This window comes from Streptomyces sp. NPDC019531, assembly GCF_044903305.1.
GTDB lineage: Bacteria > Actinomycetota > Actinomycetes > Streptomycetales > Streptomycetaceae > Streptomyces.
The window spans coordinates 107,637-133,875 of record NZ_JBJDQL010000005.1 but is presented as its reverse complement, the minus strand read 5'-3'; the positions used below and the strand labels follow the sequence as shown (position 1 = coordinate 133,875).

Annotated in this window: 18 protein-coding genes; 17 read left to right on the top strand and 1 reads right to left on the bottom strand. The window is 70.3% G+C overall.

Translation table 11 applies throughout. From position 1 onward, the window contains the following. Window positions 1-137: 137 nt before the first annotated feature. The 15 genes from ACI2L1_RS08560 to ACI2L1_RS08490 all read left to right on the top strand — a co-directional run bounded on the left by ACI2L1_RS08560 (window position 138) and on the right by ACI2L1_RS08490 (window position 22,033). Window positions 138-4,133 (top strand): Rne/Rng family ribonuclease, encoded by a 3,996-nt coding sequence (locus ACI2L1_RS08560; RefSeq protein WP_404738556.1) that lies wholly within the window; start codon window positions 138-140, stop codon window positions 4,131-4,133. Between the two features lie 211 nt (window positions 4,134-4,344). Further along, window positions 4,345-5,412 carry a glucose-1-phosphate thymidylyltransferase gene (locus ACI2L1_RS08555; protein WP_404738555.1) on the top strand — a complete coding sequence of 356 codons (1,068 nt, stop codon included), beginning with the start codon at window positions 4,345-4,347 and terminating at the stop codon, window positions 5,410-5,412. Continuing rightward, a complete protein-coding gene (rfbB, locus tag ACI2L1_RS08550; RefSeq protein ID WP_404738554.1) occupies window positions 5,409-6,395 on the top strand; it encodes a dTDP-glucose 4,6-dehydratase in 987 nt (328 codons plus the stop codon). The genes ACI2L1_RS08555 and rfbB overlap by 4 nt, the downstream gene beginning before the upstream one ends. Continuing rightward, complete coding sequence (rfbD, locus tag ACI2L1_RS08545; RefSeq protein WP_404738553.1) at window positions 6,392-7,288, top strand: dTDP-4-dehydrorhamnose reductase; 897 nt, start codon at window positions 6,392-6,394, stop codon at window positions 7,286-7,288. The genes rfbB and rfbD overlap by 4 nt, the downstream gene beginning before the upstream one ends. Beyond that, window positions 7,285-9,291, top strand: a complete 2,007-nt coding sequence (locus ACI2L1_RS08540; RefSeq protein ID WP_404738552.1) for a glycosyltransferase family 2 protein — start codon at window positions 7,285-7,287, stop codon at window positions 9,289-9,291. The genes rfbD and ACI2L1_RS08540 overlap by 4 nt, the downstream gene beginning before the upstream one ends. 10 nt (window positions 9,292-9,301) lie before the next feature. Beyond that, window positions 9,302-9,895 carry a dTDP-4-dehydrorhamnose 3,5-epimerase gene (rfbC, locus tag ACI2L1_RS08535; protein WP_404738551.1) on the top strand — a complete coding sequence of 198 codons (594 nt, stop codon included), beginning with the start codon at window positions 9,302-9,304 and terminating at the stop codon, window positions 9,893-9,895. A gap of 205 nt (window positions 9,896-10,100) precedes the next feature. Beyond that, complete coding sequence (rplU, locus tag ACI2L1_RS08530) at window positions 10,101-10,421, top strand: 50S ribosomal protein L21 (protein WP_030601628.1); 321 nt, start codon at window positions 10,101-10,103, stop codon at window positions 10,419-10,421. A gap of 14 nt (window positions 10,422-10,435) precedes the next feature. Further along, window positions 10,436-10,690 carry a 50S ribosomal protein L27 gene (gene rpmA, locus ACI2L1_RS08525; RefSeq protein WP_123760699.1) on the top strand — a complete coding sequence of 85 codons (255 nt, stop codon included), beginning with the start codon at window positions 10,436-10,438 and terminating at the stop codon, window positions 10,688-10,690. Window positions 10,691-10,823: 133 nt separating this feature from the next. Further along, window positions 10,824-12,260: a GTPase ObgE gene (gene obgE / locus ACI2L1_RS08520; RefSeq protein WP_404738550.1), complete on the top strand. Its 1,437-nt coding sequence runs from the start codon at window positions 10,824-10,826 to the stop codon at window positions 12,258-12,260. Window positions 12,261-12,361: 101 nt separating this feature from the next. Further along, entirely contained in the window at window positions 12,362-13,873 is a 1,512-nt protein-coding gene (locus ACI2L1_RS08515; protein ID WP_404738549.1) for an FG-GAP and VCBS repeat-containing protein, read from the top strand. 202 nt (window positions 13,874-14,075) lie between these two features. Further along, a complete protein-coding gene (locus tag ACI2L1_RS08510) occupies window positions 14,076-15,626 on the top strand; it encodes an alkaline phosphatase D family protein (RefSeq protein ID WP_404738548.1) in 1,551 nt (516 codons plus the stop codon). Between the two features lie 89 nt (window positions 15,627-15,715). After that, window positions 15,716-16,909 (top strand): hypothetical protein, encoded by a 1,194-nt coding sequence (locus tag ACI2L1_RS08505; RefSeq protein WP_404738547.1) that lies wholly within the window; start codon window positions 15,716-15,718, stop codon window positions 16,907-16,909. A 144-nt stretch (window positions 16,910-17,053) separates the two neighbouring features. Then, on the top strand, window positions 17,054-18,553 hold the full coding sequence (locus ACI2L1_RS08500; RefSeq protein ID WP_404738546.1) for an SDR family NAD(P)-dependent oxidoreductase: 1,500 nt from the start codon (window positions 17,054-17,056) through the stop codon (window positions 18,551-18,553). Window positions 18,554-18,682: 129 nt separating this feature from the next. Further along, window positions 18,683-20,734, top strand: coding sequence for a hypothetical protein (locus ACI2L1_RS08495; RefSeq protein ID WP_404738545.1), 2,052 nt, complete (start codon window positions 18,683-18,685; stop codon window positions 20,732-20,734). Between the two features lie 108 nt (window positions 20,735-20,842). Then, window positions 20,843-22,033 carry a glycosyltransferase family 2 protein gene (locus tag ACI2L1_RS08490; protein WP_404738544.1) on the top strand — a complete coding sequence of 397 codons (1,191 nt, stop codon included), beginning with the start codon at window positions 20,843-20,845 and terminating at the stop codon, window positions 22,031-22,033. A gap of 34 nt (window positions 22,034-22,067) precedes the next feature. Here ACI2L1_RS08490 and ACI2L1_RS08485 read toward each other — a convergent pair whose 3' ends face one another. After that, on the bottom strand, window positions 22,068-24,116 hold the full coding sequence (locus ACI2L1_RS08485; protein WP_404738543.1) for a hypothetical protein: 2,049 nt from the start codon (window positions 24,114-24,116) through the stop codon (window positions 22,068-22,070). A gap of 323 nt (window positions 24,117-24,439) precedes the next feature. On the opposite strand from ACI2L1_RS08485, the gene proB reads away from it, so the two are divergent. Both proB and ACI2L1_RS08475 read left to right on the top strand, forming a co-directional pair. Continuing rightward, window positions 24,440-25,546 (top strand): glutamate 5-kinase, encoded by a 1,107-nt coding sequence (gene proB / locus ACI2L1_RS08480; RefSeq protein ID WP_404738715.1) that lies wholly within the window; start codon window positions 24,440-24,442, stop codon window positions 25,544-25,546. Window positions 25,547-25,733: 187 nt separating this feature from the next. Beyond that, on the top strand, window positions 25,734-26,201 hold the full coding sequence (locus ACI2L1_RS08475) for a hypothetical protein (protein WP_404738714.1): 468 nt from the start codon (window positions 25,734-25,736) through the stop codon (window positions 26,199-26,201). Window positions 26,202-26,239: the final 38 nt, after the last annotated feature.

Genomic DNA, 26,239 nt, shown 5'->3' with positions numbered 1-26,239 from the left:
AGACAGGACACAGAGAGCTCCCGTGCGGCGCCCGCGCCCCGGACGGCGGCACCGCGCATCGCGCGAGCCGCGGACGTCACCGGCATCCCCGCCGGACCAGGTGCGGCGCCCGGGAGCCTGACGGGAGAAAAGCCCGCATGCTCGAACCGACCGAACCCATCGAGGGTTCCGAACCGAACACTCCCAGCGACACCCTGCCGCCGCGCCGTCGGCGCCGTGCCGCGTCCAGGCCGGCGGGACCGCCGGTCGCCGCCGTCTCGGACGGCGAGGAGGTCGTCGCTCCGGCCATACCGGTCGCGGAGGCCGAGGACCTCGTCACGGACGAGGAGGAGAAGCTCGACGAGAACGTCGAGAGCGCCGAGACCGAGGAGTCGGTCGAGGCCGCCGTCGAGACTGCCGCGCCTGCCGGGCGTACGCGTCGGCGTGCGACGCGTCGGGTGTCCGCGCCCGCCGGGGCTCCGGAGGCGGCCGAGGCTGCCGAGACCGTGGTGCCGGTGGCCGCCGAGACGCCCGCCGCGCCTGCCGCAGAGGCAGAGACCGAGGCTGAGGCTGAGGACGCGGCTCCGCGTCGTACCCGTCGGCGTGCCACGCGTCGGGTGTCCACGCCCGCCGGGACTCCTGAGGCCGCCGGGACCGAGGCGCCGGTGATCGTCGAGGCGCCCGCCGCGGCCGAGCCCGAGCCCGCCGACGAGACGCCTGCCGCCGAGGCCGCTGTCGAAACCGCCGCGCCCGCCGCACGTACGCGTCGCCGGGCCACTCGACGTGCGTCCGCGCCCGAGGCCGCTGCGGAGGCCGCCGAGGCCGTGGACAGCGCGCCGGTCGTCGAGGCAGAGGCCGAGCCCGAGGCCGAGGACGCGGCTCCGCGTCGTGGCCGTCGGCGTACCACGCGCCGCGGCTCCGCGCCTGCCGACGCTCGCGAGGGCGAGGCCGTCGAGCCCGCGCCGTCCGAGCCGGCTGCCGAGACCGCCGCGCCTGCCGAGGCCCCCGCCGAGGACGTCTCTCCCCGCCGTGGCCGTCGGCGGTCCGTGCGTCAGGCCGCCACCGGGTTCTCCGAGCCCGCGCGAAAGGCCACCGAGGACGAGGACGACTCGCCGCGCCGGCCCGCGCGGCCCGCGGTCGCCGTGTTCCAGGCGCCCGTGTTCACCGAGCCACAGTTCCAGACCCCGCAGCGGGCCGCCGCCGAGGCCGCCGCCGTGGCGGAGGCCGGGCAGAGCGAGCCGGCCGAGTCGGTCGAGTCCCCCGCGCCGGTCGAGGAGATCGCCGAGGAGCAGACCGGGTCGCGGCGCCGCCGTCGCCGCCGAGGTGCCGGTGACGAGCCCGAGGCCCAGGAGACCGCCGCCGAGACCGTCGTAGCGGAAGAGGAGACGGACGAGGGCGCCGAGGACTCCGTCGACGAGGACGAGGCCGAGGAGACCGGTTCGCGTCGGCGCCGTCGCCGCGGTGGCCGTCGCCGTCGCCGGGGCGAGTCCGCCGAGGCGTCCGGTGACGAGGAGTCGGAGGACTCCGACGAAGCCGCCGCCGAGCAGACCGGGCGGGCCACGCGGTCCGCACAGGACGAAGAAGACAACGACGAGCAGGACGACGAGGAGGACGACGCCCGTTCCGACGAGGCCGGTGGCTCCAGCTCCAGCAGTCGTCGCCGCCGTCGCCGCAGGCGTCGGGCCGGGGACTCCTCCGCCGAAGCCGAGCCCGGCGACGGCGACCCCGAGCGGACCGTCGTCAAGGTGCGGGAGCCGCGCCCGAAGGCGGAGCCGTCCGACGAGGTGCAGTCCATCAAGGGCTCGACCCGACTGGAGGCCAAGAAGCAGCGCCGCCGGGAAGGCCGTGAGCAGGGGCGCCGACGCGTTCCGATCATCACCGAGGCCGAGTTCCTCGCCCGCCGTGAGGCCGTCGAGCGGGTGATGGTCGTCCGGCAGAGCGGTGAGCGCACGCAGATCGGCGTCCTGGAGGACGGCGTGCTCGTCGAGCACTACGTCAACAAGGAGCAGTCGACCTCGTACGTCGGCAACGTCTACCTGGGCAAGGTCCAGAACGTGCTGCCGTCGATGGAGGCCGCGTTCATCGACATCGGCAAGGGGCGCAATGCTGTGCTCTACGCCGGTGAGGTGAACTTCGAGGCGCTGGGCATGTCCAATGGCCCGCGGCGCATCGAGTCCGCTCTCAAGTCCGGGCAGTCCGTGCTCGTGCAGGTCACCAAGGACCCGATCGGGCACAAGGGCGCACGTCTGACCAGCCAGGTCTCTCTTCCGGGCCGCTACCTCGTGTACGTGCCCGAGGGCTCGATGACCGGGATCAGCCGCAAGCTGCCCGACACCGAGCGCGCGCGTCTGAAGACCATCCTCAAGAAGATCGTCCCCGAGGACGCGGGCGTCATCGTGCGCACCGCCGCCGAGGGCGCGAGCGAGGACGAGCTGCGCCGCGACGTCGAGCGGCTGCAGGCGCAGTGGGAGGACATCCAGAAGAAGGCGAAGGGCGGCAACGCCCCGACGCTGCTGTACGGCGAGCCGGACATGACCGTCCGGGTCGTCCGCGACATCTTCAACGAGGACTTCTCCAAGGTCATCGTCAGCGGTGACGAGGGATGGGAGACCATCCACGGATACGTCTCGCACGTCGCCCCCGACCTGACCGACCGGCTGTCGAAGTGGACCTCCGAGGTCGACGTCTTCGCCACGTACCGGATCGACGAGCAGCTCGCCAAGGCGCTGGACCGCAAGGTCTGGCTGCCGAGCGGTGGTTCGCTGGTGATCGACCGGACCGAGGCGATGGTCGTCGTCGACGTCAACACCGGCAAGTTCACCGGTCAGGGCGGCAACCTGGAGGAGACGGTCACCAGGAACAACCTGGAGGCGGCCGAGGAGATCGTGCGTCAGCTGCGGCTGCGCGACCTCGGCGGCATCATCGTCATCGACTTCATCGACATGGTGCTGGAGTCCAACCGGGACCTGGTGCTGCGGCGCCTGCTGGAGTGCCTGGGCCGGGACCGGACCAAGCACCAGGTGGCCGAGGTCACCTCGCTGGGGCTCGTGCAGATGACCCGCAAGCGGGTCGGCCAGGGCCTCCTTGAGTCCTTCTCCGAGACCTGCGTCCACTGCAACGGCCGCGGTGTCATCGTGCACATGGAGACGCCGACCTCCGCCGGTGGCGGCGGCAAGCGCAAGAAGCGCGGGCGTGGCGGCGACGGGCACGAGCACACCCACGAGGCCGTGGCGGTCGTGGAGACGCCGGAAGAGCTCGAGACCGAGGCCGAGGTCGCCGCCGAGGTGGCCGAGCCGATCGCGCTCACCCCGACCGAGTTCGCTGTCGACGAGGAGCTGTACAGCAGCGTCGCCGAGGCGGAGGCCGCGGCCACGCGCGGGCGTGGCCGTCGCAGGGCGGGCCGTCGGGCGTCGGCTCCGGCCGGGGCGCCGAGGGGCGCGGGGTCGAAGCGTACGGGTGAATCCGAGGTTCAGGAGAGCTTCGAGAGCCCTGAGGCCCCGACCGCGCAGGGCGTTCCCGCCGAGGTGGAAGCCGAGCGTCCCGTGCAGCCGGAGACGGCCGCCGAGGCGCAGGCCGAGCCCGTGGCCGCGGAGGACCCGGTGGTCGCCGCGCAGGCCGAGGCGCCGGTCGCCGAGGAGGCCGCTCCGAAGGGCCGTACCCGTCGTCGCGCCACCCGCAAGGTGTCCGCGCCCGCCGGGTCGCCCGCGGGGGCGGAGGCCACCGTGGTGACGGTCGCCGAGGTCGCGCCGGTGGCCGAGGCACAGGCCGAGGAGGCCCCGGTGGCCGCCCAGGCCGAGCCCGAGGCCGCCGCCGAGAGCGCCGCCCCGGCCCGTCCCCGTCGCCGTGCCGTCCGCAAGGCCACCGCGCCCACCGCGTCCGAGGAGGCGGCCGTCGTGGTCGTGCCCTCGGCGGAGGCGCCGGCCGACACGGAGGAGCCCGCCGAGGAGGCGGCTCCGGTCAAGAAGGCGGCTCGTAAGACGGCCAAGAAGGCCACGGCGCAGAAGGCCGCGACCAAGAAGACCGCTGCCAAGAAGACCGCCGCGAAGAAGACCGTCGCCAAGAAGACGACCGCCAAGAAGGCGGCGTCGAAGAAGACGGTGGCGGCCGAGCAGCAGTCGCCGCGCTCCGTCTCGACCCAGGCCGACGAGGACTGACGGAGGGTCACCGAGTAGTTTCAGCCGTCTGAAGATCGAAATCCGCTCTTGGTTCGCCGGGAGCGGATTTCGTGATTCTGTGGGTATTGCGTCCGACGGAAAGTTGTCAACCGGTGATCGATCATGTGAATGGCTGGTGAATCCCTGGCCTGTCCCCAGGGTTATGATGTGAGCCGAGATTGACGCTTAATTTAGACAAATAGGGATTCTCGTGAAGGCTCTCGTGCTCTCCGGGGGAGCGGGCACCCGCCTCCGCCCGATCACCCACACCTCCGCCAAGCAGTTGGTGCCGGTCGCCAACAAGCCAGTGCTCTTCTACGGCCTGGAGGCGATCGCCGAGGCCGGGATCAGCGAGGTGGGCATCGTCGTCGGCGACACCGCCGACGAGATCCGCGAGGCGGTCGGTGACGGCTCCCAGTTCGGCATCAAGGTCACCTACATCCCGCAGGAAGCGCCGCTGGGCCTCGCCCATGCCGTTCTGATCGCGCAGGAGTTCCTCGGTGACGAGGACTTCGTGATGTACCTCGGCGACAACTTCATCGTCGGTGGCATCACCGGTCTGGTGGACGAGTTCCGCGCCGAGCGGCCCGAGGCGCAGATCCTGCTGACCCGGGTCCCCAACCCCACTTCCTTCGGTGTCGCCGAACTCGACGGCAACGGCCGGGTGGTGGGCCTGGAGGAGAAGCCCAAGCAGCCCAAGAGCGACCTGGCACTCGTCGGCGTCTACCTCTTCACCCCGGCCGTGCACGAGGCCGTCCGCTCCATCGAGCCCTCCTGGCGCGGTGAGTTGGAGATCACCCACGCCATCCAGTGGCTGATCGACCAGAAGCGTGACGTGCGCTCCACGACCATCTCCGGCTACTGGAAGGACACCGGCAACGTCACCGACATGCTGGAGGTCAACCGGTCGGTCCTGGAGACGGTCGATCCGGTGAACGAGGGCACGGTCGACGAGTCCAGCGAGATCATCGGCCGGGTCCGGATCGAGGCGGGCGCCAGCGTCAGTGGCAGCCGTATCGTCGGCCCTGCCATCATCGGTGCCGGCACGGTCGTCAACGACGCCTACATCGGCCCGTTCACGTCCGTCTCCGAGGACTGCCGGATCGAGGACAGCGAAATCGAGTACTCCATCGTGCTGCGCGGCTCGTCCGTGACCGGCGTGCGCCGTGTGGAGGCCTCGCTCATCGGACGTGACGTCGAGGTCACGCCCGCGCCCCGTAACCCCAAGGCACACCGGCTCGTGCTCGGTGATCACAGCAAGGTGCAGATCTCTTCATGACCACTCGGATTCTGGTGACCGGCGGCGCCGGCTTCATCGGCTCGCACTACGTCCGTACCGTGCTCGGCCCCCAGGGCCCCGGTGACGTCTCGATCACCGTCCTGGACAAGCTGACCTACGCGGGCAACCCGGCCAACCTCGACGAGGTGCGCGAGCACCCCGGATTCGCCTTCGTGCAGGGCGACATCTGCGACCCCGAGCTGGTCGGCAAGCTGATGGCCGAGCACGACCAGGTGGTGCACTTCGCCGCCGAGTCGCACGTCGACCGTTCCATCGACGGCGGCGCCGAGTTCGTGCGCACCAACGTGGTCGGCACCCACACCCTCATCGACGCGGCCCACCGCGCGGGCATCAAGACCTTCGTGCACATCTCCACCGACGAGGTCTACGGCTCGATCGACGAGGGCTCCTGGCCCGAGACGCACCCGCTGGAGCCCAACTCGCCGTACTCCTCGGCGAAGGCGTCCAGCGACCTGATCGCGCTGTCGTACCACCGCACCCACGGCCTCGACGTGCGCGTGACCCGCTGCTCCAACAACTACGGGCACCACCACTTCCCCGAGAAGGTCATCCCGCTCTTCGTGACCAACCTCCTCGACGGCAAGAAGGTCCCGCTGTACGGCGACGGCGGCAACGTCCGCGACTGGCTGCACATCGACGACCACGTCCAGGGCATCGAGCTCGTGCGCACCAAGGGCCGCGCCGGCGAGGTCTACAACATCGGCGGCGGCACCGAGCTCTCCAACAAGGAGCTCACCGGACTGCTGCTGAAGGCGTGCGGCGCCGACTGGGACACCAGCGTCGAGTACGTCGAGGACCGCAAGGGCCACGACCGCCGTTACTCCGTCGACTGCACGAAGATCCGCGAGGAGCTCGGCTACGTGCCCCGCAAGAGCTTCGAGCAGGGCCTCGCCGAGACCGTGCAGTGGTACCGCGACAACCGCGCCTGGTGGGAGCCGCTGAAGGAGCGGGCCGCGCTGTGACCGACAACCGCACCTGGCTGGTCACGGGCGCGGGCGGCATGCTGGGCCAGGACGTCCTGGCCCGGCTGTCCGAGGCGGGGGAGCGGTATGTCGCCCTCGACCGCGCCGCCCTCGACCTCACCGACGCCGACGCCGTGAGCGCGGCGCTGGAAGAGCACCGGCCCGCCGTGGTCGTCAACTGCGCGGCCTGGACCGCCGTGGACGACGCCGAGACCCGTGAGGCCGAGGCGCTCGCGATCAACGGCGGCGGACCGCGCCACCTCGCCGAGGCCTGCGCCCGCACCGGGGCCGTCCTGCTGCACGTCTCCACGGACTACGTCTTCGCCGGGGACGCCACCACGCCGTACGCCGAGGACGCCCCCACCGCGCCCCGCAGCGCCTACGGCCGCACCAAACTGGCAGGGGAGAAGGCGGTCCTCGCGACCGAGCGCGGGTACGTGGTGCGCACCGCCTGGCTGTACGGCACCGGCGGCCCCAACTTCGTACGCACGATGATCAAGCTGGAAGGCGTCAAGGACACCCTCGACGTCGTCGACGACCAGCGCGGCCAGCCCACCTGGAGCGCCGATCTGGCAGGCCTGCTGGTCGAGTTGGGCCGCGGCGCCCTGGCCGGCACCGCCCCGGCCGGCGTCTATCACGGCACCAACTCCGGCGAGACCACCTGGCACGGCTTCACCCAGGAGATCTTCCGCCTGCTCGGCACCGACCCGGACCGGGTCCGCCCCACCACCAGCGAGGCCTTCGTGCGGCCCGCTCCCCGCCCCGCCTACAGCGTCCTCGGTCACGACCGGTTCGCCGAGGCCGGCATCGAGCCGCTGCGCGACTGGCGCACGGCTCTCACCGAGGCCTTCCCGGAGATCCACCGGGTCCATCTGAAGGAGAACACGGCGTGACGGTCAAGGTCAGCGTCGTCATCGCGGTCTACAACCCCGGCAAATACGTCGAGGACTGCATCACGGGCCTGCTCCGGCAGAGCCTGACCCCGGACGAGTTCGAGGTCTTCTTCGTCAACGACGGCTCCACCGACGAGACCCCGGCCCGGCTGGACCAGCTCGCCGCCGAGCACCCGCACTTCCACGTCATCCACCAGGAGTCCTCCGGCTGGTCGGGCCGCCCCCGCAACACCGGGATCGACGCCGCCCAGGGCGAGTACGTCATGTTCGTCGACCACGACGACTGGCTCGGCGACGAGGCCCTTGAGCGGATGTACGACTACGGCAAGGCCAACGACGCCGACGTGGTCGTAGGAAAGATGGCGGGCATCGGACGCCCGGTCCCGCAGGAGCTGTTCCGGGTCAACCGGCCGCGGGCCACTGTGTCCAACGCGCCGCTGATCGACAGCCTCACCCCGCACAAGATGTTCCGGCGCGAGTTCCTCAACGAGCACGACATGCGCTTCAAGGAGGGCCGTCGGCGTCTTGAGGACCATGTCTTCGTCGTCGAGGCCTATCTGCGGGCCAAGAGCGTCGCCGTCCTCGGCGACTACCTGTGCTACTACCACATCACCCGTGACGACGGCTCGAACGCCGGTTTCCAGCGCTTCGACCCGGTCGGTTACTTCGGCAACCTGCGTGAGGCCCTCGACGTCGTCGAGTCGCTGACCGAGCCGGGCGCGCTGCGCGACAAGCTGTTCAGCCGCTGGCTGCGCAACGAGATGGTCGAGCGGCTGCGCGGCAAGCGGCTGCTCAAGCTCCCCGAGGACTACGCCGAGGAGCTGTACACCGAGATCCACAAGGTGGTCACCGAGCGCTTCGGACCGGGTGTGGTCGCCCGTCTCGGCCTCACCCAGAAGGTCGTCGCCGGACTGATCTTCGCCGACCGGTACCAGGACATCCGGGCGCTCGCCGAGTGGGAGGCCGGAATCAAGCCCACCGGCGAACTCACCTCGCTTCAGTGGCGGGACGGCACCCTGCGGGTCGGCTTCGACGCCGAACTGCAGATCGACGACGAGCCGATGACGTTCCGTCGGGAGGGCGAGCGTCAGCTGCTCGCACTCCCGCTGTCCGACGAGGCCCTCAAGGCCCTCGACGACCAGGGCATCGCGCTGGACGCCCCGCTGTCCAAGAGCGACGTGGACCTGGTGGTCCGGCACCGTGAGGACGCCCGCCAGTTCTACCTGCCCGTCACCAGCGAGCTGCACGAGGTGGCGGCCGGGGACGCTGTCTTCCGGCAGCGGATCTCCGCCCGCGCGGAGCTCGACCCCGAGACCGCGGCCTCCGGTGTCCCGCTCGACAAGGGCATCTGGGACCTGCACCTCAGGATCAAGTCCTGCGGCTGGAGCAAGGAGACCCGGCTCGGCGCGGTGCGCGGCGAGGACGTCGAGGCCGGTCGCCTGGCCGCCCTCACCGGCGAGCCCAGCAGGCTGGTCCTGCCGTACTGGACCGACGGTCCCGGCAACCTCTCGCTCGACGTCGACCAGCACACCAACAAGCTGGAGGGCGAGACGGTCGCCGTCATGCCGCCGGCCGAGGGCAAGGTCGAGGGTTCCGTCGTACGGCTGCCTCTGCCGCTGCATGTCGCCGCGACCGGCGGTGACCCCGTCCAGCTGCGCTTCGAGCGCAAGAACGTCGGTAAGTACCCGGCCGACGCCGCCCTGGACGGCCGTACCGTCACCGCCACGCTGCCGCTGGAGCAGCTCACCGGCATGCGGTGGGCGGTCCGGGTCGGTGTGCCCTCCGCGGCCCGCGGTGAGCGCAAGTGGACCCGGCTCCCGGTCGACGTGGTGGTCGCCGCCGACGGCACCGCCGAGGTGATCGACCGGCACACCCCGCCTGCGAAGCCGGCCGCCGCGAAGAAGGCGGCCGCCCCCAAGAAGAAGGCCGCCGCGCCGCGCCCGCTGTGGCGCCGGGCCGCCGGGCGCCTCAAGCGCGCCCTGACCAACCAGAAGAAGGGCTGAGACCTCCGCGATGCGACCCCTTTCGATCTCCGGTGCCTGGGTGTTCGAGCCGAAGGTCTTCCCCGACGGCCGCGGCAGCTTCCACGAGTGGTTCAAGGCCCCGGCCTTCGCGGAGGCCGCGGGCCACCAGCTGAGCCTGGCCCAGGCCAACATGTCGGTCTCCAGCCGGGGCACCCTGCGCGGCATCCACTTCGCCGACGTGCCGCCCGGGCAGGCCAAGTACGTCAAGTGCGTGCGCGGTGCGATCCTCGACGTGATCGTGGACATCCGGACCGGCTCGCCGACCTTCGGCCAGTGGGAGATCGTCCGCCTGGACGACAAGGACCACCACGCCGTCTACCTCTCCGAGGGACTCGGCCACGGGTTCATGGCGCTCACCGACGACGCCACCGTGGTCTACCTCTGCTCCGAGGGGTACGCGCCCCAGCGCGAGCACGGCATTCACCCGCTCGACCCGGAGATCGGCATCGAGTGGCCCGAGGGGCTCGCCCCGCTGCTCTCCGCCAAGGACGAGCAGGCGCCGACCCTGGCCGAGGCGCGTGAGCAGGGGCTGCTGCCCTCCTACGAGGAGTGCGTGGCGTACCGGGAGAGCCTCGGCTCCTGACCCGGAGGTTTAAAACGAGGCGGGGCCCGGTTTGACCCGTTCGGCCGCGGCCCCGTACTCTTGACCGTCGGCGTGTCCACAGGTGACACGCCACATCCCCGTAAACCTTCTTCCTCTCGGGCCTGTCCGGTCGGGAGAGGCCGTTCGCTCTGCCGGGCGGCTGGACTGCGGGGGTGCCGTTCCCGAGCGAGAGAGTGAGATCCGCGTGTACGCCATCGTGCGCAGCGGTGGTCGCCAGCACAAGGTTGCTGTCGGCGACATCGTTGAGGTTGACAAGATTTCCACTGCCAAGGTTGGCGACACGGTCGAGCTCTCGACCCTGCTCGTTGTCGACGGCGAAGCTGTCACCAGCGACCCGTGGGTGCTGGCCGGCATCAAGGTCCAGGCCGAGGTCGTGGACCACCACAAGGGCGTCAAGATCGACATCCTTCGCTACAAGAACAAGACCGGCTACCGCCGTCGTCAGGGCCACCGCCAGCAGTACACGGCGATCAAGGTCACTGAGATCCCCGCGGCTGCGAAGTAAGGGACTGAGGAGAGATGGCACACAAGAAGGGCGCATCGTCCACCCGTAACGGTCGTGACTCCAACGCTCAGCGCCTCGGCGTGAAGCGCTTCGGTGGTCAGGTCGTCAACGCGGGCGAGATCCTGGTCCGCCAGCGCGGCACCCACTTCCACCCGGGTGCGGGCGTCGGCCGTGGCGGCGACGACACGCTGTTCGCGCTGAACGCCGGTGCGGTGCAGTTCGGCACCCACCGTGGCCGCAAGGTCGTGAACGTCGTTCCGGTCGCCTGAGTCAGGCTCTGATCGGAAGCTTTCGCGAGGCGGACCTCACTTCCCTGGTGGGAAGGCGGGTCCGCCTTTCGCATGTTTCTAATAGGGCACAGCAGTACAAGAGACATCCCGTACGTAACTGGAGGCACACCCCATGACCACCTTCGTGGACCGCGTCGAACTGCATGTCGCCGCGGGTAACGGAGGTCACGGCTGTGCCTCCGTCCACCGTGAGAAGTTCAAGCCGCTCGGCGGACCCGACGGCGGCAACGGCGGGCGGGGCGGTGATGTGATCCTCACCGTCGACCAGTCCGTCACCACGCTGCTCGACTACCACCACTCCCCGCACCGCAAGGCCACCAACGGCAAGCCCGGTGAGGGCGGCAACCGCTCCGGCAAGGACGGCCAGGACCTGGTCCTGCCGGTACCGGACGGCACCGTCGTCCTTGACGGGGCGGGCAACGTCCTCGCCGACCTGGTCGGGCACGGCACCTCGTACATCGCCGCCCAGGGCGGCCGCGGCGGCCTCGGCAACGCGGCGCTGGCCTCCGCCCGCCGCAAGGCGCCCGGGTTCGCGCTGCTCGGTGTCCCCGGCGACCTCCAGGACATCGTCCTGGAGCTCAAGACCGTCGCCGACGTGGCCCTGGTCGGCTACCCGAGCGCCGGCAAGTCCTCGCTGATCTCCGTCCTTTCAGCGGCCAAGCCGAAGATCGCCGACTACCCGTTCACCACGCTGGTCCCGAACCTGGGCGTGGTGACCGCGGGCGAGACCGTCTACACCATCGCCGACGTGCCGGGCCTGATCCCGGGCGCCAGCCAGGGCAAGGGCCTGGGCCTGGAGTTCCTGCGGCACGTGGAGCGCTGCAGCGTCCTCGTGCACGTCCTGGACACCGCCACGCTGGAGTCCGAGCGTGACCCCGTCTCCGACCTCGACATCATCGAGGCGGAGCTCAGGGAGTACGGCGGCCTCGACAACCGTCCCCGGATCGTCGTCCTGAACAAGATCGACGTACCGGACGGCAAGGACCTCGCCGAAATGGTGCGGCCGGATCTGGAGGCGCGCGGTTACCGGGTCTTCGAGGTGTCCGCGGTCGCCCACATGGGGCTGAAGGAGCTGTCCTTCGCGCTCGCCGACCTGGTCGGAAAGGCGCGGGCCGCGAAGCCCAAGGAGGAGGCGACCCGGATCGTCATCCGGCCCAAGGCCGTGGACGACGCGGGCTTCACCGTGACGCGCGAGGAGGACGGCCTGTTCCGGGTGCGCGGCGAGAAGCCGGAGCGCTGGGTGCGGCAGACCGACTTCAGCAACGACGAGGCCGTCGGCTACCTCGCCGACCGCCTCAACCGCCTCGGTGTGGAAGAGGAGTTGATGAAGGCGGGCGCCCGCTCCGGCGACGGCGTCGCCATCGGCCCCGAGGACAACGCGGTCGTCTTCGACTGGGAGCCGACCGTCATGGCCGGTGCCGAGATGCTCGGCCGGCGTGGCGAGGACCACCGCTTCGAGGAGCCCCGCCCCGCGGCCCAGCGCCGCCGGGACAAGCAGGCCGAACGGGACGAGGCGGCGGAGGAGTTCGACGACTTCGAGCCGTTCTGAGTGAACGGCGGGCGACGTCCCGGCCTACCGAAGGACAACCAACCGCTCTTCCTGTGAGTCGTACGGGGCAATCCGTACGACCGTCACAGGAAGGACGCGGCATGCGCGAACAACGAAGAGGGTGGCGCACGGGGCTCGCCGTCGTCCTGGCGCTCGGCGGGGTCGTCGCGCTGCCCGCCGTCGCGGGGGCCGCGCCGCACCAGGTGCGGGACGACTTCAACGGGGACGGCTACGCGGACCTCGCGGTGGCCGCGCCCGACGGGACGGTCGGGGGCAAGGCGAAGGCCGGGTTCGTCGGTGTGCTGTACGGCTCGGCGAGCGGGCCGAAGACCTCGACGAAGCAGGTGTTCAGCCAGAACAGCGCGGGCGTTCCGGGCAGTTCCGAGGCGGGCGACCGGTTCGGCAGCGCGCTCACCACCGCCGACCTGGACCGGGACGGGTTCACCGACCTGATCGTGGGGGTGGGCGGTGAGGACGGCGGCTCCGGGCGGGTGCAGGTCCTGTGGGGCGGCGCCCGCGGTCTGTCCGGCGGAGCGACCCTGGCCTCCGGTGCGGCCGGCGACCGGCTGGGTGCCGAGGGACACCTCGCGGCGGGGGACGTCGACGGGGACGGGGCGACCGATCTGCTGACCGCTGTGGACCGGTACGGCCTGGTGGCGACCGGCGGCCCCTTCACCCGCTCCGGCGCGGCCACCGGGGAACGCCAGGTGGTCAAGGACAGATACGACAGCCGCGTCCTCGACCTCGACGTCGGCGACCTCAACGGCGACGGGATCACCGACGTCGTGGCCGCCCAGACCGGCACCGACACCTTCGACTCCCGGCGGATCGCGTACTGGTGGGGCACCAAGGACGGCCTCACGCCCTGGACCCTGGTCTGGGACATCGACGGCGCCGCGCTCCAGGGCGGCGAGAACCTCGCGGTCGGGGACGTCGACCGGGACGGCTACGCCGACATCGTCGTGGGCCGGGCCGTCGACGGCTACGAGAGCGACCACGACGCCTACCGCTCCAAGGGCGGCCGTGTCGCCTGGATACCCGGCACCTCGGGCGCTCCTGACGGTGTGTCGGTGCAGGCCGTCAACCAGGACAGCCCCGGGGTGCCCGGCACCGCCGAGAAGGGGGACGGCTTCGGGACCGACGTGCAGCTCGCGGACGTCGACGGGGACGGGTACCTCGATGTGGTCACCGGAGTGCCGGGCGAGGACCTGGGCACGCCCACCGACCCGGACGCCTGGCCCGACGCGGGGTCCGTCGTGGTGCTGAGCGGCGGGGCCGACGGGCTCACCGGTGCCGGCTCCCACCAGGTGGTCACGCAGAACACCACCGGGGTGCCGGGGGCCGCCGAGAAGGGCGACGCCTTCGGCCGGGCCGTCCATGCGGGGGACGTGAACGGCGACGGACTGGCCGACGTGGCGGTCGGCGCGCCCGGTGAGAACGCGAGCGCCGGGTCCGTGTGGTCCTTCCGCTCCCGCGCCGAGCACGTCGTCTCGCCCGGGGGGACACCGGTTCCGGCCACCGTCGTCGCGCCGGACGGCACGCTGACCTTCGGCCACACGCTCCTCGGCACCACCGCCACGAAGGCCCGTCTGGGCTCGGGCTTCGCCAACTAGAACCCAAAAGATCGTCAGTCTGCGGTGTCCTGAAGGCCGTTGCGCCGGGATCACGTTCATCATGTGATTCCCGAGTCGCAACGGCTCTTCTGTTGTCTACCTATTTGTCATGCACGCGAACACTCTGGTTCAACGCACGGATCACCCCGAAGCGTGAGCTTTCAGGGTGTCCAAGAGGTCAGCGACGCAAGGGAGTTCGCCCATGTACGGAGCAGCATCACCCGGCCGACGCCGCTTTCTGACCGCCGGTGCCGCAGTGCTCGGGGCCGCGGCCTCCGCCCAGTTGTGGCTTCCGGGCACCGCGCGAGCGGCGGAGACCCCGCTGCCCGACGGCGTGTTCAGCCTCGGCGTGGCCTCAGGAGACCCGCTGCCGGACGGCATCGTGCTGTGGACGCGGCTCGCCCCCGACCCGCTGAACGGCGGAGGTATGCCCGACAGGGTGGTGCCGGTCGAGTGGGAGCTCGCCGAGGACCAGCGTTTCAGAAAGGTCGTCCGCCGGGGCACCGCACAGGCCCAGCCCGCATACGGACACAGCGTTCACGTCGATGTACGGGGTCTGCGCGCGGGCCGTACCTACTGGTACCGCTTCCGCGCCGACGGCCAGCTCTCGCGCACCGGCCGCACCCGAACCGCCCCCGCCCGGCACAGCTCCGGCGGCAACCTCCGGGTCGCGCTCGCCTCCTGCCAGAACTGGCAGAACGGCTACTTCACGCCGTACGCCGACATGCTGGACCAGGACCCCGACGTCGTGCTGTTCGTCGGCGACTACATCTACGAGTCGGCGCCGTCGTCGGCGGGGCCGCGCCGGCACGAGGGCACGGGGGAGCCGTACTCCCTTGTCCAGTACCGCAACCGGTACGCCCAGTACCGCACCGACCCGGACCTGGCCGAGGTGCACGCGAACGCGCCCTGGGTGGTCACCTTCGACGACCACGAGGTCGACAACGACTGGGCAGGCGAGATCCCGCAGGACCCCGCCAAGCAGCCGCACGACGCGTTCGTGGCCCGGATGACGGCGGCCTTCCAGGCGTACTACGAGCACATGCCGGTGCGCGCGAGCGCCATCCCGAACGGCCCGCACATCCAGATGTACCGGCGCCTGGAGTTCGGCCGCCTGGTCCGGCTGAACGTGCTCGACACCCGGCAGTTCCGCAGCGATCAGGTCACCAGCCAGGCCGCCGCCCAGGACCCGTCTCTCACCATGCTCGGCGCCGAGCAGAAGCGGTGGCTCGTGGACGGGCTCCGGGACTCACCGGCCCGCTGGAACCTCATCGCCTCGCAGATCATGATGGCCGAGACCGACATCCTGCCCGGCGAGGGCAAGCTCTGGTACTACGACGCCTGGGACGGCTACCAGGTCGAACGCAACGCCCTGCTGGAGGACTTCAGGAGCGTGCGCAACCCGGTCGTGCTCTCCGGCGACCGCCATCTCACGATGATCAGCGACCTCAAGGTGGACTACGCCGACCCGTCCTCCCGAGTGGTCGGCGCCGAGTTCGTCGGTACGTCCATCTCCAGCAACGGCGACCAGGACCAGGCCGCCTTCCACGCCCAGTGGGACCCGCTGAAGGCCGACAACCCGCACTGGAAGTTCATCGACGCCCACCGCGGCTACCACCTCTTCGACATAGACCGGCACGGCATCGACGCCCAGGTGCGGGTCGTGGACACGGTGGTCAAGCCGCAGGCGACGCCGAGCACGATCGCGCAGCTGCGGGTGGACGCGGGCAAGCCCGGAGTCCGTTTGGTGTGAGTACGTTGCCTGACGGGGGCGTGGCATTCATCACAGTCCCACGCTCCTCTCAGGCAACACTCAGGCACTTCTCTTACCGTCCTCTGACTATGGAGACGGACTGTACGAGAGACGACCTTCCGGTGAACGGCGCGACCGCTCCGCTGCCCGACGGCACGCGCCTGTTGCACATCGGCCCCCACAAGACCGGCACGACCTCCATCCAGGGGGCGCTGTTCGCGGCGAAGGACCTGCTGCCCGAGCACGATGTCGTGTTCCCGGCGCACAGCAGACACCCCATGGAAGCCGCCCTGGCCGCGTGCGCGAGGCCCGCGATGATGGGCGACACCGCGCCCACCGAGAAGCACTGGACGCGGCTGCTCGAACAGGTGGAGGCCGGCGGCAGGAAGACCTCTGTGATCAGCAGCGAGTTCTTCGCCGACGCCGAGGACGACGACACGATCGCGCGGATCGTCGAGCAGCTCGGCGGCGAGCGCGTGCACGTACTGGTCACGCTGCGCCCGCTGGCGAAGATCATGCCCTCGCAGTGGCAGCAGTACGTGCAGAACGGACTGCGCATGGGCTACGACAACTGGCTCACGCACATGCTGAAGAAGGCGCCGTACGAGCAGCCCAACCCCAGCTTCTGGCGCCGGCACCGGCACGACCGGCTCGTCGAGCGCTGGGTCCGTGCGGTCGGCGCCGAGCGGGTCACCGTCGTCGTGGTCGACGACCGGGACCGGGACGGTCTGATGCGCACTTTCGAGCAGCTACTCGGGCTGCCCGAGAATCTCCTCCAGCCCGTTCCGGACACCGCGAATCGTTCTCTTACTCTTGCCGAGACCGAAATGCTGCGGAATCTTAACAAGGAATTCCGCGGCAATGGACTGCCTGACGAGTTGTATTCCAAGCTCGTCCGCAACGGCGCGGTCATGCATATGAAGAACGCGTGCAGTCCCTCGCCCGAGGACGTGAAGATAGTCACTCCGGAGTGGGCCGTGGAAGCCGCTGCCGAGATCGGCGCCGAGATCGCCCGGCGTATCGGTGACATGGGGGTGCGGGTCATCGGTGACCCCGGACTCCTGTCGGCCGTTCCGAAGACGCCCGCACTGGACGGCATCCCCGCCCCGCGGATCTCGCCCGAGGTGGCGGCCCAGGCGCTCTACGGGGCGCTCGCCGCGGCGGCCGAGTCGCCGGTGCGGAACACCTCGCCGGCCAAGGCGCGTACCGTGCACCAGACCTCGTCGAAGGAACTGATGCGGGTACTCGGACACCGATGTCTGAAGAAGCTGCGCCGCCGCTGAACTCCTGTGCTGTCGCCGTTACTGGCAGTGCAAGATGAATGACAGGTAGCGCGTACATATGCAGTGAACGGCGGTCACCTTGCACAGCGGTAACCGCAAGTGGGACCATTTCCCCGTTCCCTGTCGCCCCGAGGTAGGTCTTCTGTGTCCCAGCACATCGCCAAGCCCCGTACCACCGCAGTGATCCTGGCCGGTGGCACCGGTCAGCGCGTGGGTCTCTCGATCCCCAAGCAGCTGCTGAAGATCGCCGGCAAGGCAGTCATCGAGCACACCCTGACCACCTTCGAGAAGGCCGACTCGATCGACGACGTCATCGTGCTGATGGCACCGGGATACGTTCCGGACATAGAGAAGATCGTGGCCAAGGCCGGGTTCACGAAGGTCAAGAAGATCATCGAGGGTGGCTCCACCCGGAACGAGACCACCGAGCGCGCCATCTCCGCGCTCGGTGAGGGCCTGGCCGAGGGCGAGGACCTCAACGTCCTGTTCCACGACGCCGTACGCCCGCTGCTCTCGCGGCGCGTGATCGACGACTGCGTGGTCGCGCTGGAGCGCTTCCAGGCGGTCGACGTCGCCATCCCGTCCGCGGACACCATCATCGTCACGCGCACCCACGGCGAGGACGGCGAGTTCATCACCGAGATCCCGGACCGCTCCCGGCTGCGCCGCGGCCAGACCCCGCAGGCCTTCAAGCTGTCCACCATCAAGCGCGCCTACGAGGTCGCCGCCGGTGACCCCAACTTCCAGGCCACGGACGACTGTTCGGTCGTGCTCAAGTACCTGCCGGACGTGCCGATCCACGTCGTCGCGGGTGACGAGTACAACATGAAGGTCACCCAGCCCGTCGACGTCTTCATCGCCGACAAGCTCTTCCAGCTCGCCTCGACGGCCGCGCCCGAGCAGGTGAGCGACGAGGCCTACCGCGAGCTGCTGACCGGCAAGACCATCGTCGTCTTCGGCGGCTCCTACGGCATCGGCAAGGACATCGGCGAGCTCGCCGAGTCCTACGGCGCCAAGGTGTACGCGCTCGGCCGCTCCACCACCGGCACCCACGTCGAGAACCCGGAGGAGGTCGACGACGCGCTGTCCAAGGCGTACGGCGAGACCGGGCGCATCGACTACGTGGTCAACACCGCCGGTGTGCTGCGCATCGGCAAGCTCGCGGAGACCGACAACGCCACCATCGAGGAGGCGCTGAAGGTCAACTACCTGGCCCCGGTGCAGATCGCCCGCTCCTCCTACAAGTACCTGGCGGAGACCAAGGGCCAACTGCTGCTGTACACCTCCAGCAGCTACACCCGTGGGCGCGCCGAGTACAGCCTGTACTCCTCGACCAAGGCGGCGATGGTCAACCTGACGCAGGCCCTGTCCGACGAATGGGCGGGTGACGGCATCCGGGTGAACTGCATCAACCCCGAGCGCACCGCCACGCCCATGCGTACCAAGGCCTTCGGCCAGGAGCCCGCGGGTAGTCTGCTGTCCTCCGAGGCGGTGGCCCGCACCTCGCTCGACGTGCTGCTCTCCGAGCTGACCGGGCACGTCATCGATGTCCGCCAGCAGGACCCGACGGCCTCCGCGGGCCAGGCGTCCGGCTTCGAGCAGGCGCTGGCCAGTGTCCTTGACCGTCAGGACGGCGTGGCATAATCGCGGGCAAATAGTCTTCCGTTATTCAGGCCTCTGTGGCTGCCCGTTCATGGTGCATTCGCAGGGGCCTGAATCCGTAAGCCACCTGAATCCACAACCAACCGGCATCCCTCCCAGAGCAGGTTTTCAGTGATAAGCACCGCTATTCGCGTCGCCCGGGTGGGCAGCGCGGCCGAGCTGGCCGCGGCGGTCCTCATGCTGGCGGGCTTCCCCGCCATAATGGTGGCCGCGCTCATCCCGAGCGTTCCCGCCTTCGCGGCCGCGACCGCCGTGACATACCTTGCGGACCACTATCTGCACCGCCAGGGCAGCTATCTGGTCAACCGCCTCAGCAAGGTGCGCGCCGGCCTGTCGATCCGATTCCTGATCAGACAGCTCCTGCTGATCCTGCTGCTGGCCCGGATGAACCTCTCCGACGGTCTGATCTTCTACGGGGCGACGGCGTGCTTCATCGCGTTCTACGGCCTCCAGGCCCCGCACGGCGCGCTGGTCACCCTGATCCGCAACCGCCGCCGGCTCCCGGTCGCCACCCGCAACGTCGATCTGGCCTCCCGGATCCGCATCCCGGACGCCCCGCCGATGGGCCTGCTGAGCCGGTCGGCCGAGAAGATGCTGCACCTCGACCTCGCGGCCGTGGTCGGCATACTCGTGGCCGCCCAGCTGGACTCGGCGCTGCCCGGCTTCATCGGCATCGGCGTCACGATCGGCCTCGGTTCCCTGTATGTCCTCGCGCTGACGCCGTACATACGCGGCAAGAAGATCCCGCCGAACGCCGACAAGGTCCTCGCCAAGGTCGACGACTGGCTGCGCGAGTACAAGCCGGAGACCGTGCTGTACTTCTCCGGCTCCAAGGACTCCACCTACCAGGTCAACATGTGGCTGGAGACCATGGAGCAGCTGGACTCCCGGCCGCTGATCATCCTGCGTGAGCGGGTCATCCTCCAGAACCTCGCGCCCACCACGGTCCCCGTCATCTGCGTGCCCGGAGGGGTGCACCTGATGAACATGGACCTGTCCTCGGTGCGGGTCGCGCTGTACGCGGCGAACGTCGGCAAGAACATCCACCTGCTGCGCGTCCCCACCATGAAGCACGTCTTCATCGGCCACGGCGACAGCGACAAGCTGGCGAGCGTCAACCCGTTCAGCAAGGCGTACGACGAGGTGTGGACCGCGGGCCGGGCCGGCCGCGACCGCTACGCCATCGCCGACGTCGGCGTCCGCGACGAGGACATCGTCGAGGTCGGCCGCCCGCAGCTGGCGCCGATCCAGACCTGGCAGGGTGCGCCGGAGGGACGTATGCCGACCGTGCTGTACGCGCCCACCTGGGAGGGCTGGGACGGCGACCCGGGCAACACCTCGCTCATGCTCGCAGGCGAGAACATCGTGCAGAAGCTGCTGAAGGCCGAGCCGCCGGTGCGGGTCCTCTACAAGCCGCACCCCTTCACCGGCACGGTCCTCGCCAAGGCGGGTGCCGCGCACGAGAAGGTCACCGCGCTGATCGAGAAGGCGGTGGCCGAGCGCACAGCCGACCCCCGCTTCCAGGCCGACGCGGCCGCGGTGGCCGCGGCCAAGGCCGAGCTGGCCCGTATCGAGGCCCGGCTCACGGTCCTCGCGGGCAGCGGCGGAGAGAAGGGCGACGAGGCCGAGGCCAGCCGTGACGGTGTGGTCGACGTGGCCAAGTACGAGGAGATCGCCCGTCTGCGCGGCGAGTGGAACGACGCGTACTGGCGCTCCTTCCCGGTGTGGGAGCACCGGGTGGTCACCGGCGCCGAGCCGCGGCTGTTCGACTGCTTCAACGTCTCCGACGCGATGGTCTCCGACATCTCCAGCGTGGTCTCCGACTTCCTCGCGAGCGGCAAGCCGTACGCGGTGACGGACTCCGCCGAGCTGGGCGTGGAGGAGTTCAAGCGGCAGAACACCGCGGTGCGCGCGGCCACGATCCTGTCCAACAAGGCCACCGGGCTGGGCGAGCTCCTGGACGCGGTCCGCGACCCGGCGGGCGATCCGCTGGCCGAGGACCGGGTGGAGCTCAAGCAGTACCTGCTCGGACCTGACGAGCCCACCTCCGTCGAGCAGTTCAACACCGCGGTGGCGAACCTCGCGATCAAGGCCGAGGCGCGCAACGTCGGCCAGGAGTCACGGGCGGCGGCCGGAGCGACGGAGGCCACGACCAAGGCCTGACCTCCCCTTCGTAAAGAAAGGGCCCGGATTTCGGGGGTGATTCCCGAAATCCGGGCCCTTTTGCGTATCCCCTGGTGCCGGAAGAGACCCACCGTTACTGGGGGAGAAATGACCCTTGCGCAGCCTGATGTGACCGTGGTCATCGGGGCGTACGAGGCGATGCCGTACCTGGTCGACTGTCTGGCCTCCGTCGAGGCGCAGACCCTCGACCACCCGCGCATCGAGGTCATCACGGTCGACGACGGCTCGACGGACGGCACCGGGGAGTACCTGGAGGAGTTCGCCGCGCGCACCCCCCTCGACATGACGGTGATCCGGCAGGACAACTCCGGCGGCCCCAGCGGCCCCCGCAACGTCGGCCTGGGCAAGGCCACGGGGCGCTATGTCTTCTTCCTCGACGCCGACGACCGGCTCGGTCCCGAGGCGCTGGAGCGGATGGTGGCGATGGCCGACCGCAACGGCACGGACGTCGTCCTCGGCCGGGTCGAGGGCGTCAACCGCAAGCCGCCGACGTCGATGTGGGGGCAGACCCTGGAGCGCACCGACGTCTTCACCTCCAACATCAAGTTCACGCTGAGCGCGCAGAAGCTGTTCCGCCGGGTGTTCCTCGAACGGCACAACATGCGCTTCGACGAGTCCCTGTGGACCGGCGAGGACGCCCTGTTCACCATGGAGGCCTATCTGCGGGCCGACGGTGTCTCCCTGATCGCCGACCACACCTGCTACTACCTGGTGGGCCGCGAGGACGGTAAACACGTCACCAGGACCGGCAGCCACACCCTGCGCTTCGACTCCGCGCGCGCCCTGATGACCCTGATCGCCGACATGGTCCCTGCGGGCGCGAGACGCGACGCCCTGATGGTCCGCCCCTTCCTCGTCACCCTGCTCCCACAGTTCGGCCCGAAGTTCCTGAAGGACACCGAGGCGGTCCGCCAGGAGAAGCTGGCCCTGGCCAAGCCCCTGGTGGACGCGTACTGGACGAGTGAGGTGGCCCACCGCCTGCGAGTCCATGAACGCCTGCGCCTTCAACTGGTGGCGGCGGGGCGGGCGGATCTCCTGGTGGAGGTCCTGGAGTTCATGAGGACGAGGAAGACCCCGGAGACGGTGCTGGAGAAGGGCGGCCGACGGGTCTACTTCGCCTACCCGTTCTTCCGCGACCGGTCGACGGGCCTCCCGGACTCCCTCTATCTGGCCGAGCCACGGGAGGCCCGAGAGGTGTCGGGCTACCGGGAGATCGGGGCCGACCAGTTGCTGCGGCGGGCGTTCCGAAAGGCACGCAGGGTACTGGCAACCCCCTAGGGGCGCGGCCGGCCCCTGCAAAGCCGCAGACGACTCACCACAGAGTCAACTTCCCGGAGACGGACACGGTCTCCTCATCCCGCCGCTGCCCAGGAACCCGCCGCCTCCGCGCCACCGCACACAACGCCCGAACGGCCATGTCGAACCGTTCCTGCGAAGAAGGCTCGTCAGGACCCAAACACCGCCGCTTCAACTCGGCCCGCGCACCCACGAGTTCGTCCCGCTCCGGATGACGTACCGCATCCAGCAGCGCGGCCACCCCCACCGCGTCCGGCGTCAACACGGTCGCCGCCCCCGCCGTGGGGAACGCCGCACGGAACGCCGATTCAGTGAGCCTGCTGGTGTTCACGACGGCGTACGGCTTCCCGCTCGCCAGGAAGTCGCCGACCACGCTCGACACATCGCTGACCAGCAGGTCCGCCCGGTTGAAGCAGGCGTACAGCGTGGGCCTGGCGTCGGTGACGACCTGGTGTTCCCACTCCGGCAGCGAGGCCCAGTACGCCCCCTCCCAGGCCGCGGTCGCCCTGGCCACCGCCGCCGCACGGCCCCGCTCCGGCGTGGACTGCAGCAGCATCCGCTCGACGGAGTCCGCCGCGGCCCGGAAGGTCGCGGTGGTGAGCCGGTCCAACTCGTGGGTCCTTCGCGAGAGTTCACCGGTGTCGGCAGGCCGTTCCCCCGTCCGCTCCCGGTTCGCCGCGCGCACCAGCTCACGGATCCGGCGGTCCGCGGCGCCCGCCCGCGGGTCCACCGACCCGGTCAGCGGATGCGGCTTGTACAGCAGCCGTACGCCGGGATCCGCCAGCAGCGCCCTTACGAGGTTCTCACCGGCCTCGATCACCGACGTGTTGCCGGGGTTGCCGTCCCAGCCCTCCCAGGTCGGCGCGTACAGCACATCCGTGTACGGTCCGGCGGGCGGCCCCGCATACGGACGTACGGCATGCAGTTGCGGGCGGCCGATCTCCACCACGTCCTTGTCCTCGACGCCGACCTCGGCCGCCGCGTACCGCTCGCGGGCCGCGGGTCCGGCAACCCACACCTCGTCGTAGGCCTTCGCGTACGGGTTGCAGGAGGACAGCTTGTCGCTCTCGCCGTGGTTGACGAAGGTGTGCCTGATCGTCGGGATGCGCAGGACCTGGGAGGTCTTGCCGGAGTTCGACGGGTGGATGAGGACCTGGAGCGTGGACTGCTCCAGGCGCAGCAGCGTGGAGACCTTCGGCAGGCAGACGATGGGGACGTCGGTCGCGGCGATCTTCTGCATCATGAACCGCTCGCGCAGCACGATGACCGGCCTGGCGTGAAGCCCGGCGAGCGGCTCCAGCCACATGTTCGCCTGGTAGGCGGAGGCGGCCGCGCCGGAGAAGTACAGACCGACGGTCGGCCGGTACTCGGCGAGCCACGCGTCGAACCAGGCCAGCACCTCCTGCTCGCCGGCCGGCCGACGGCTCGGCAGCAGTCGTACCAGAAGATCCGCCAGGCCCACGAGCGCGAGCCCGAGGGACATGGCGATGCCGAAGGCCGCGCAGCGGGGGTCGCCGGTGGCCGCGGTGACCAGCAGGCCCGTCGTGGCGGGCAGGCCGTGGACCAGCAGGCGGGGGCCGGGGCGGCGCAGCAGGGCGGGCGGGGCCGGGGTCAGGCGGAGCGCGGAGGCGTCGATGTTGCGGGTGACGACCGGGAGGGTGCGGGTGCGGCGGACCAGGACGGAGGCCGCCTGGATCGCGCAGTGCAGCGCGTAGAAGGCGAGGAGCCCGGCCACCAGCACGGTGTACGCCGTCTCCTCGTTCTCCGGGGTCAGCCGCAGCAGGCCGACGACCAGCAGCAGGTCGCGCAGGACGTGCCGCACGGTGATGTCCGCGTGGGACTTGGCGAACAGGGACACCATGCCGCGCTGCCACCGGTGCAGCACACCCTCGGCGACCAGTGAGGCGGCCGTCGCGGCGAGCAGCAGCGGGACGTGCGGACGCAGGGCGGCGACGGCCTGGGCGACGACGGCTGCTGCCAGGACGGCGGCGACGAGGAGCCTCGTCGCGGTCTGCCGGCCCGGCAGCCGCAGCGCGGCCCTGAGGCGGGGGAGGGGTTTTCGCACGGGGGCACTCCAAGGTCGTCGCGAGACGGACGCCTTGGTTAACGTGTGCCGACCTCCGGACGACACGCGCGTGTACCTGTGCGTACGGGGGCGAGGGATGCGCTACGCGATCGGTGCGACTACGTCCTCGGCCCGTTGCGCCATAATTCCGCTTTTTTCGGATTCCCGGGAACGGGAACCGGACCTGGCTCGAAACGCGTCCGGTATCAGGTCCGGGGACCGGACGGATGCGCGGCACCGCGTCCCCTTCGCGTACATTGCGATCGAGGTACCCACAGTGGCGCGAGGGGACAGGAAACAAGGTGGCAGGGGCAAGGCAGGCCGTGGGCGAGGCCCGCAGGATCGTCGTCAAGGTCGGTTCCTCGTCGCTGACCACCGCCTCCGGCGGCCTCGACGCCGACCGGGTCGACGCGCTCGTCGACGTCCTCGCCAAGAGCCGCAGCGGGGGTGAACGCGAGATCGTCCTCGTCTCCTCCGGAGCCATCGCCGCCGGACTCGCCCCGCTCGGGCTGCGCCGCCGCCCCCGGGACCTCGCCCGTCAGCAGGCCGCCGCCAGCGTCGGCCAGGGGCTGCTCGTCGCCCGCTACACCGCCTCCTTCGCCCGTTACGGCGTCCGCGTCGGCCAGGTGCTGCTGACCAGCGACGACATGAGCCGCCGCGCCCACCACCGCAACGCCTCCCGCACCCTCGACAAACTCCTCGCGATGGGCGCCTTCCCGATCGTGAACGAGAACGACACCGTCGCCACCGACGAGATCCGCTTCGGCGACAACGACCGGCTCGCGGCACTGGTGGCCCATCTGGTCCACGCCGACCTGCTGGTCCTGCTCTCCGACATCGACGGCGTCTACGACGGCGACCCCAGCCGGCCGGGGACCTCGCGGATAGCGCAGGTGCGCGGGCCCGAGGACCTGGCGGGCATGGAGATCGGCAGTGCGGGCAAGGCGGGCGTCGGCACCGGCGGCATGGTCACCAAGGTCGAGGCCGCCCGGATCGCGGCCGCCGCCGGTATCCCCGTGGTGCTGACCAGCACGGTCCACGCGGCCGACGCGCTGTCCGGCGGCGACACCGGCACCTACTTCCACCCCGCGGGCAAGCGCTCCGCCGACCGGCTGCTGTGGCTCCAGCACGCGTCCACCCCGCAGGGTTCGCTGACCCTGGACGACGGGGCGGTGAGGGCGGTCGTGGACCGGCGCACCTCGCTGCTGCCGGCCGGGATCGCCTCCGTCGAGGGCGAGTTCGTCGCGGGCGACCCCGTCGAGCTGCGGGACGGCACGGGGCACGCGGTGGCCCGGGGGCTCGTCAATTTCGACGCCAAGGAGATCCCACGGCTGATCGGCCGCTCCACCCGGGAGCTGGCGCGGGAGCTGGGGCCGGCGTACGAGCGGGAGGTCGTCCACCGGGACGATCTGGTGATCCTGCACCCCTGAGGGGCGCCGCCGAGAAGGCCGTACGCCCGAAAACAGGGTGAACGCCCCGCCAAGAGCATCGCCCTGAGGTGGACGTTCCGCAAAATCGCCCCACGAGCCCTTGCGGCCTGCTCAACTTTGTCTCTGGGACACATTCCGCCCGACCCGTGGGGTCGACCTGTGCGTAAAGGAGGCCGTCGTGAGACGAGTGCGCCCTGGGGCGGCGGCGTCCCGTGGCGGGTCCGAAGCCACGGTGGCCAGGGCGGCCGGTGAGGAGCGGGCCCTGACGAGTGTCGCGGCCGGGGACCGTTTCGAGGGTGAGAGGCCCGCGGACCTGCCCCGTCTGTGGCACGTCACCCTCAGCGTCTCCGGCGAGGAGGCTCCGCTCAAGGAGGTCAGGCGCGCTCTCGAACAGCTCGCCCACGACCACCCCTTCCTGCTGACCAGCCGCTACGCCAACGACCACGCGGAGATCCGGTACTGGGAGGAGGCCCGCGACCTGCACGACGCGGCCGCCGTCGCCCTGCGCCTGTGGGGCGAGCACCGGCAGACCGCGGGCCTGCCGCCGTGGGAGATCGTCGGTCTGGAGGTCATCGACCGCCAGACCTACCACCAGCGCATCGCCGAGGGCTACGGGCCGCCGCCGGCCTCGCCGGTCGGGGTCCACCCGTTCTGATCGTGGCCCCATGAGAGTGTCCCTTTTGATCCCGTCTC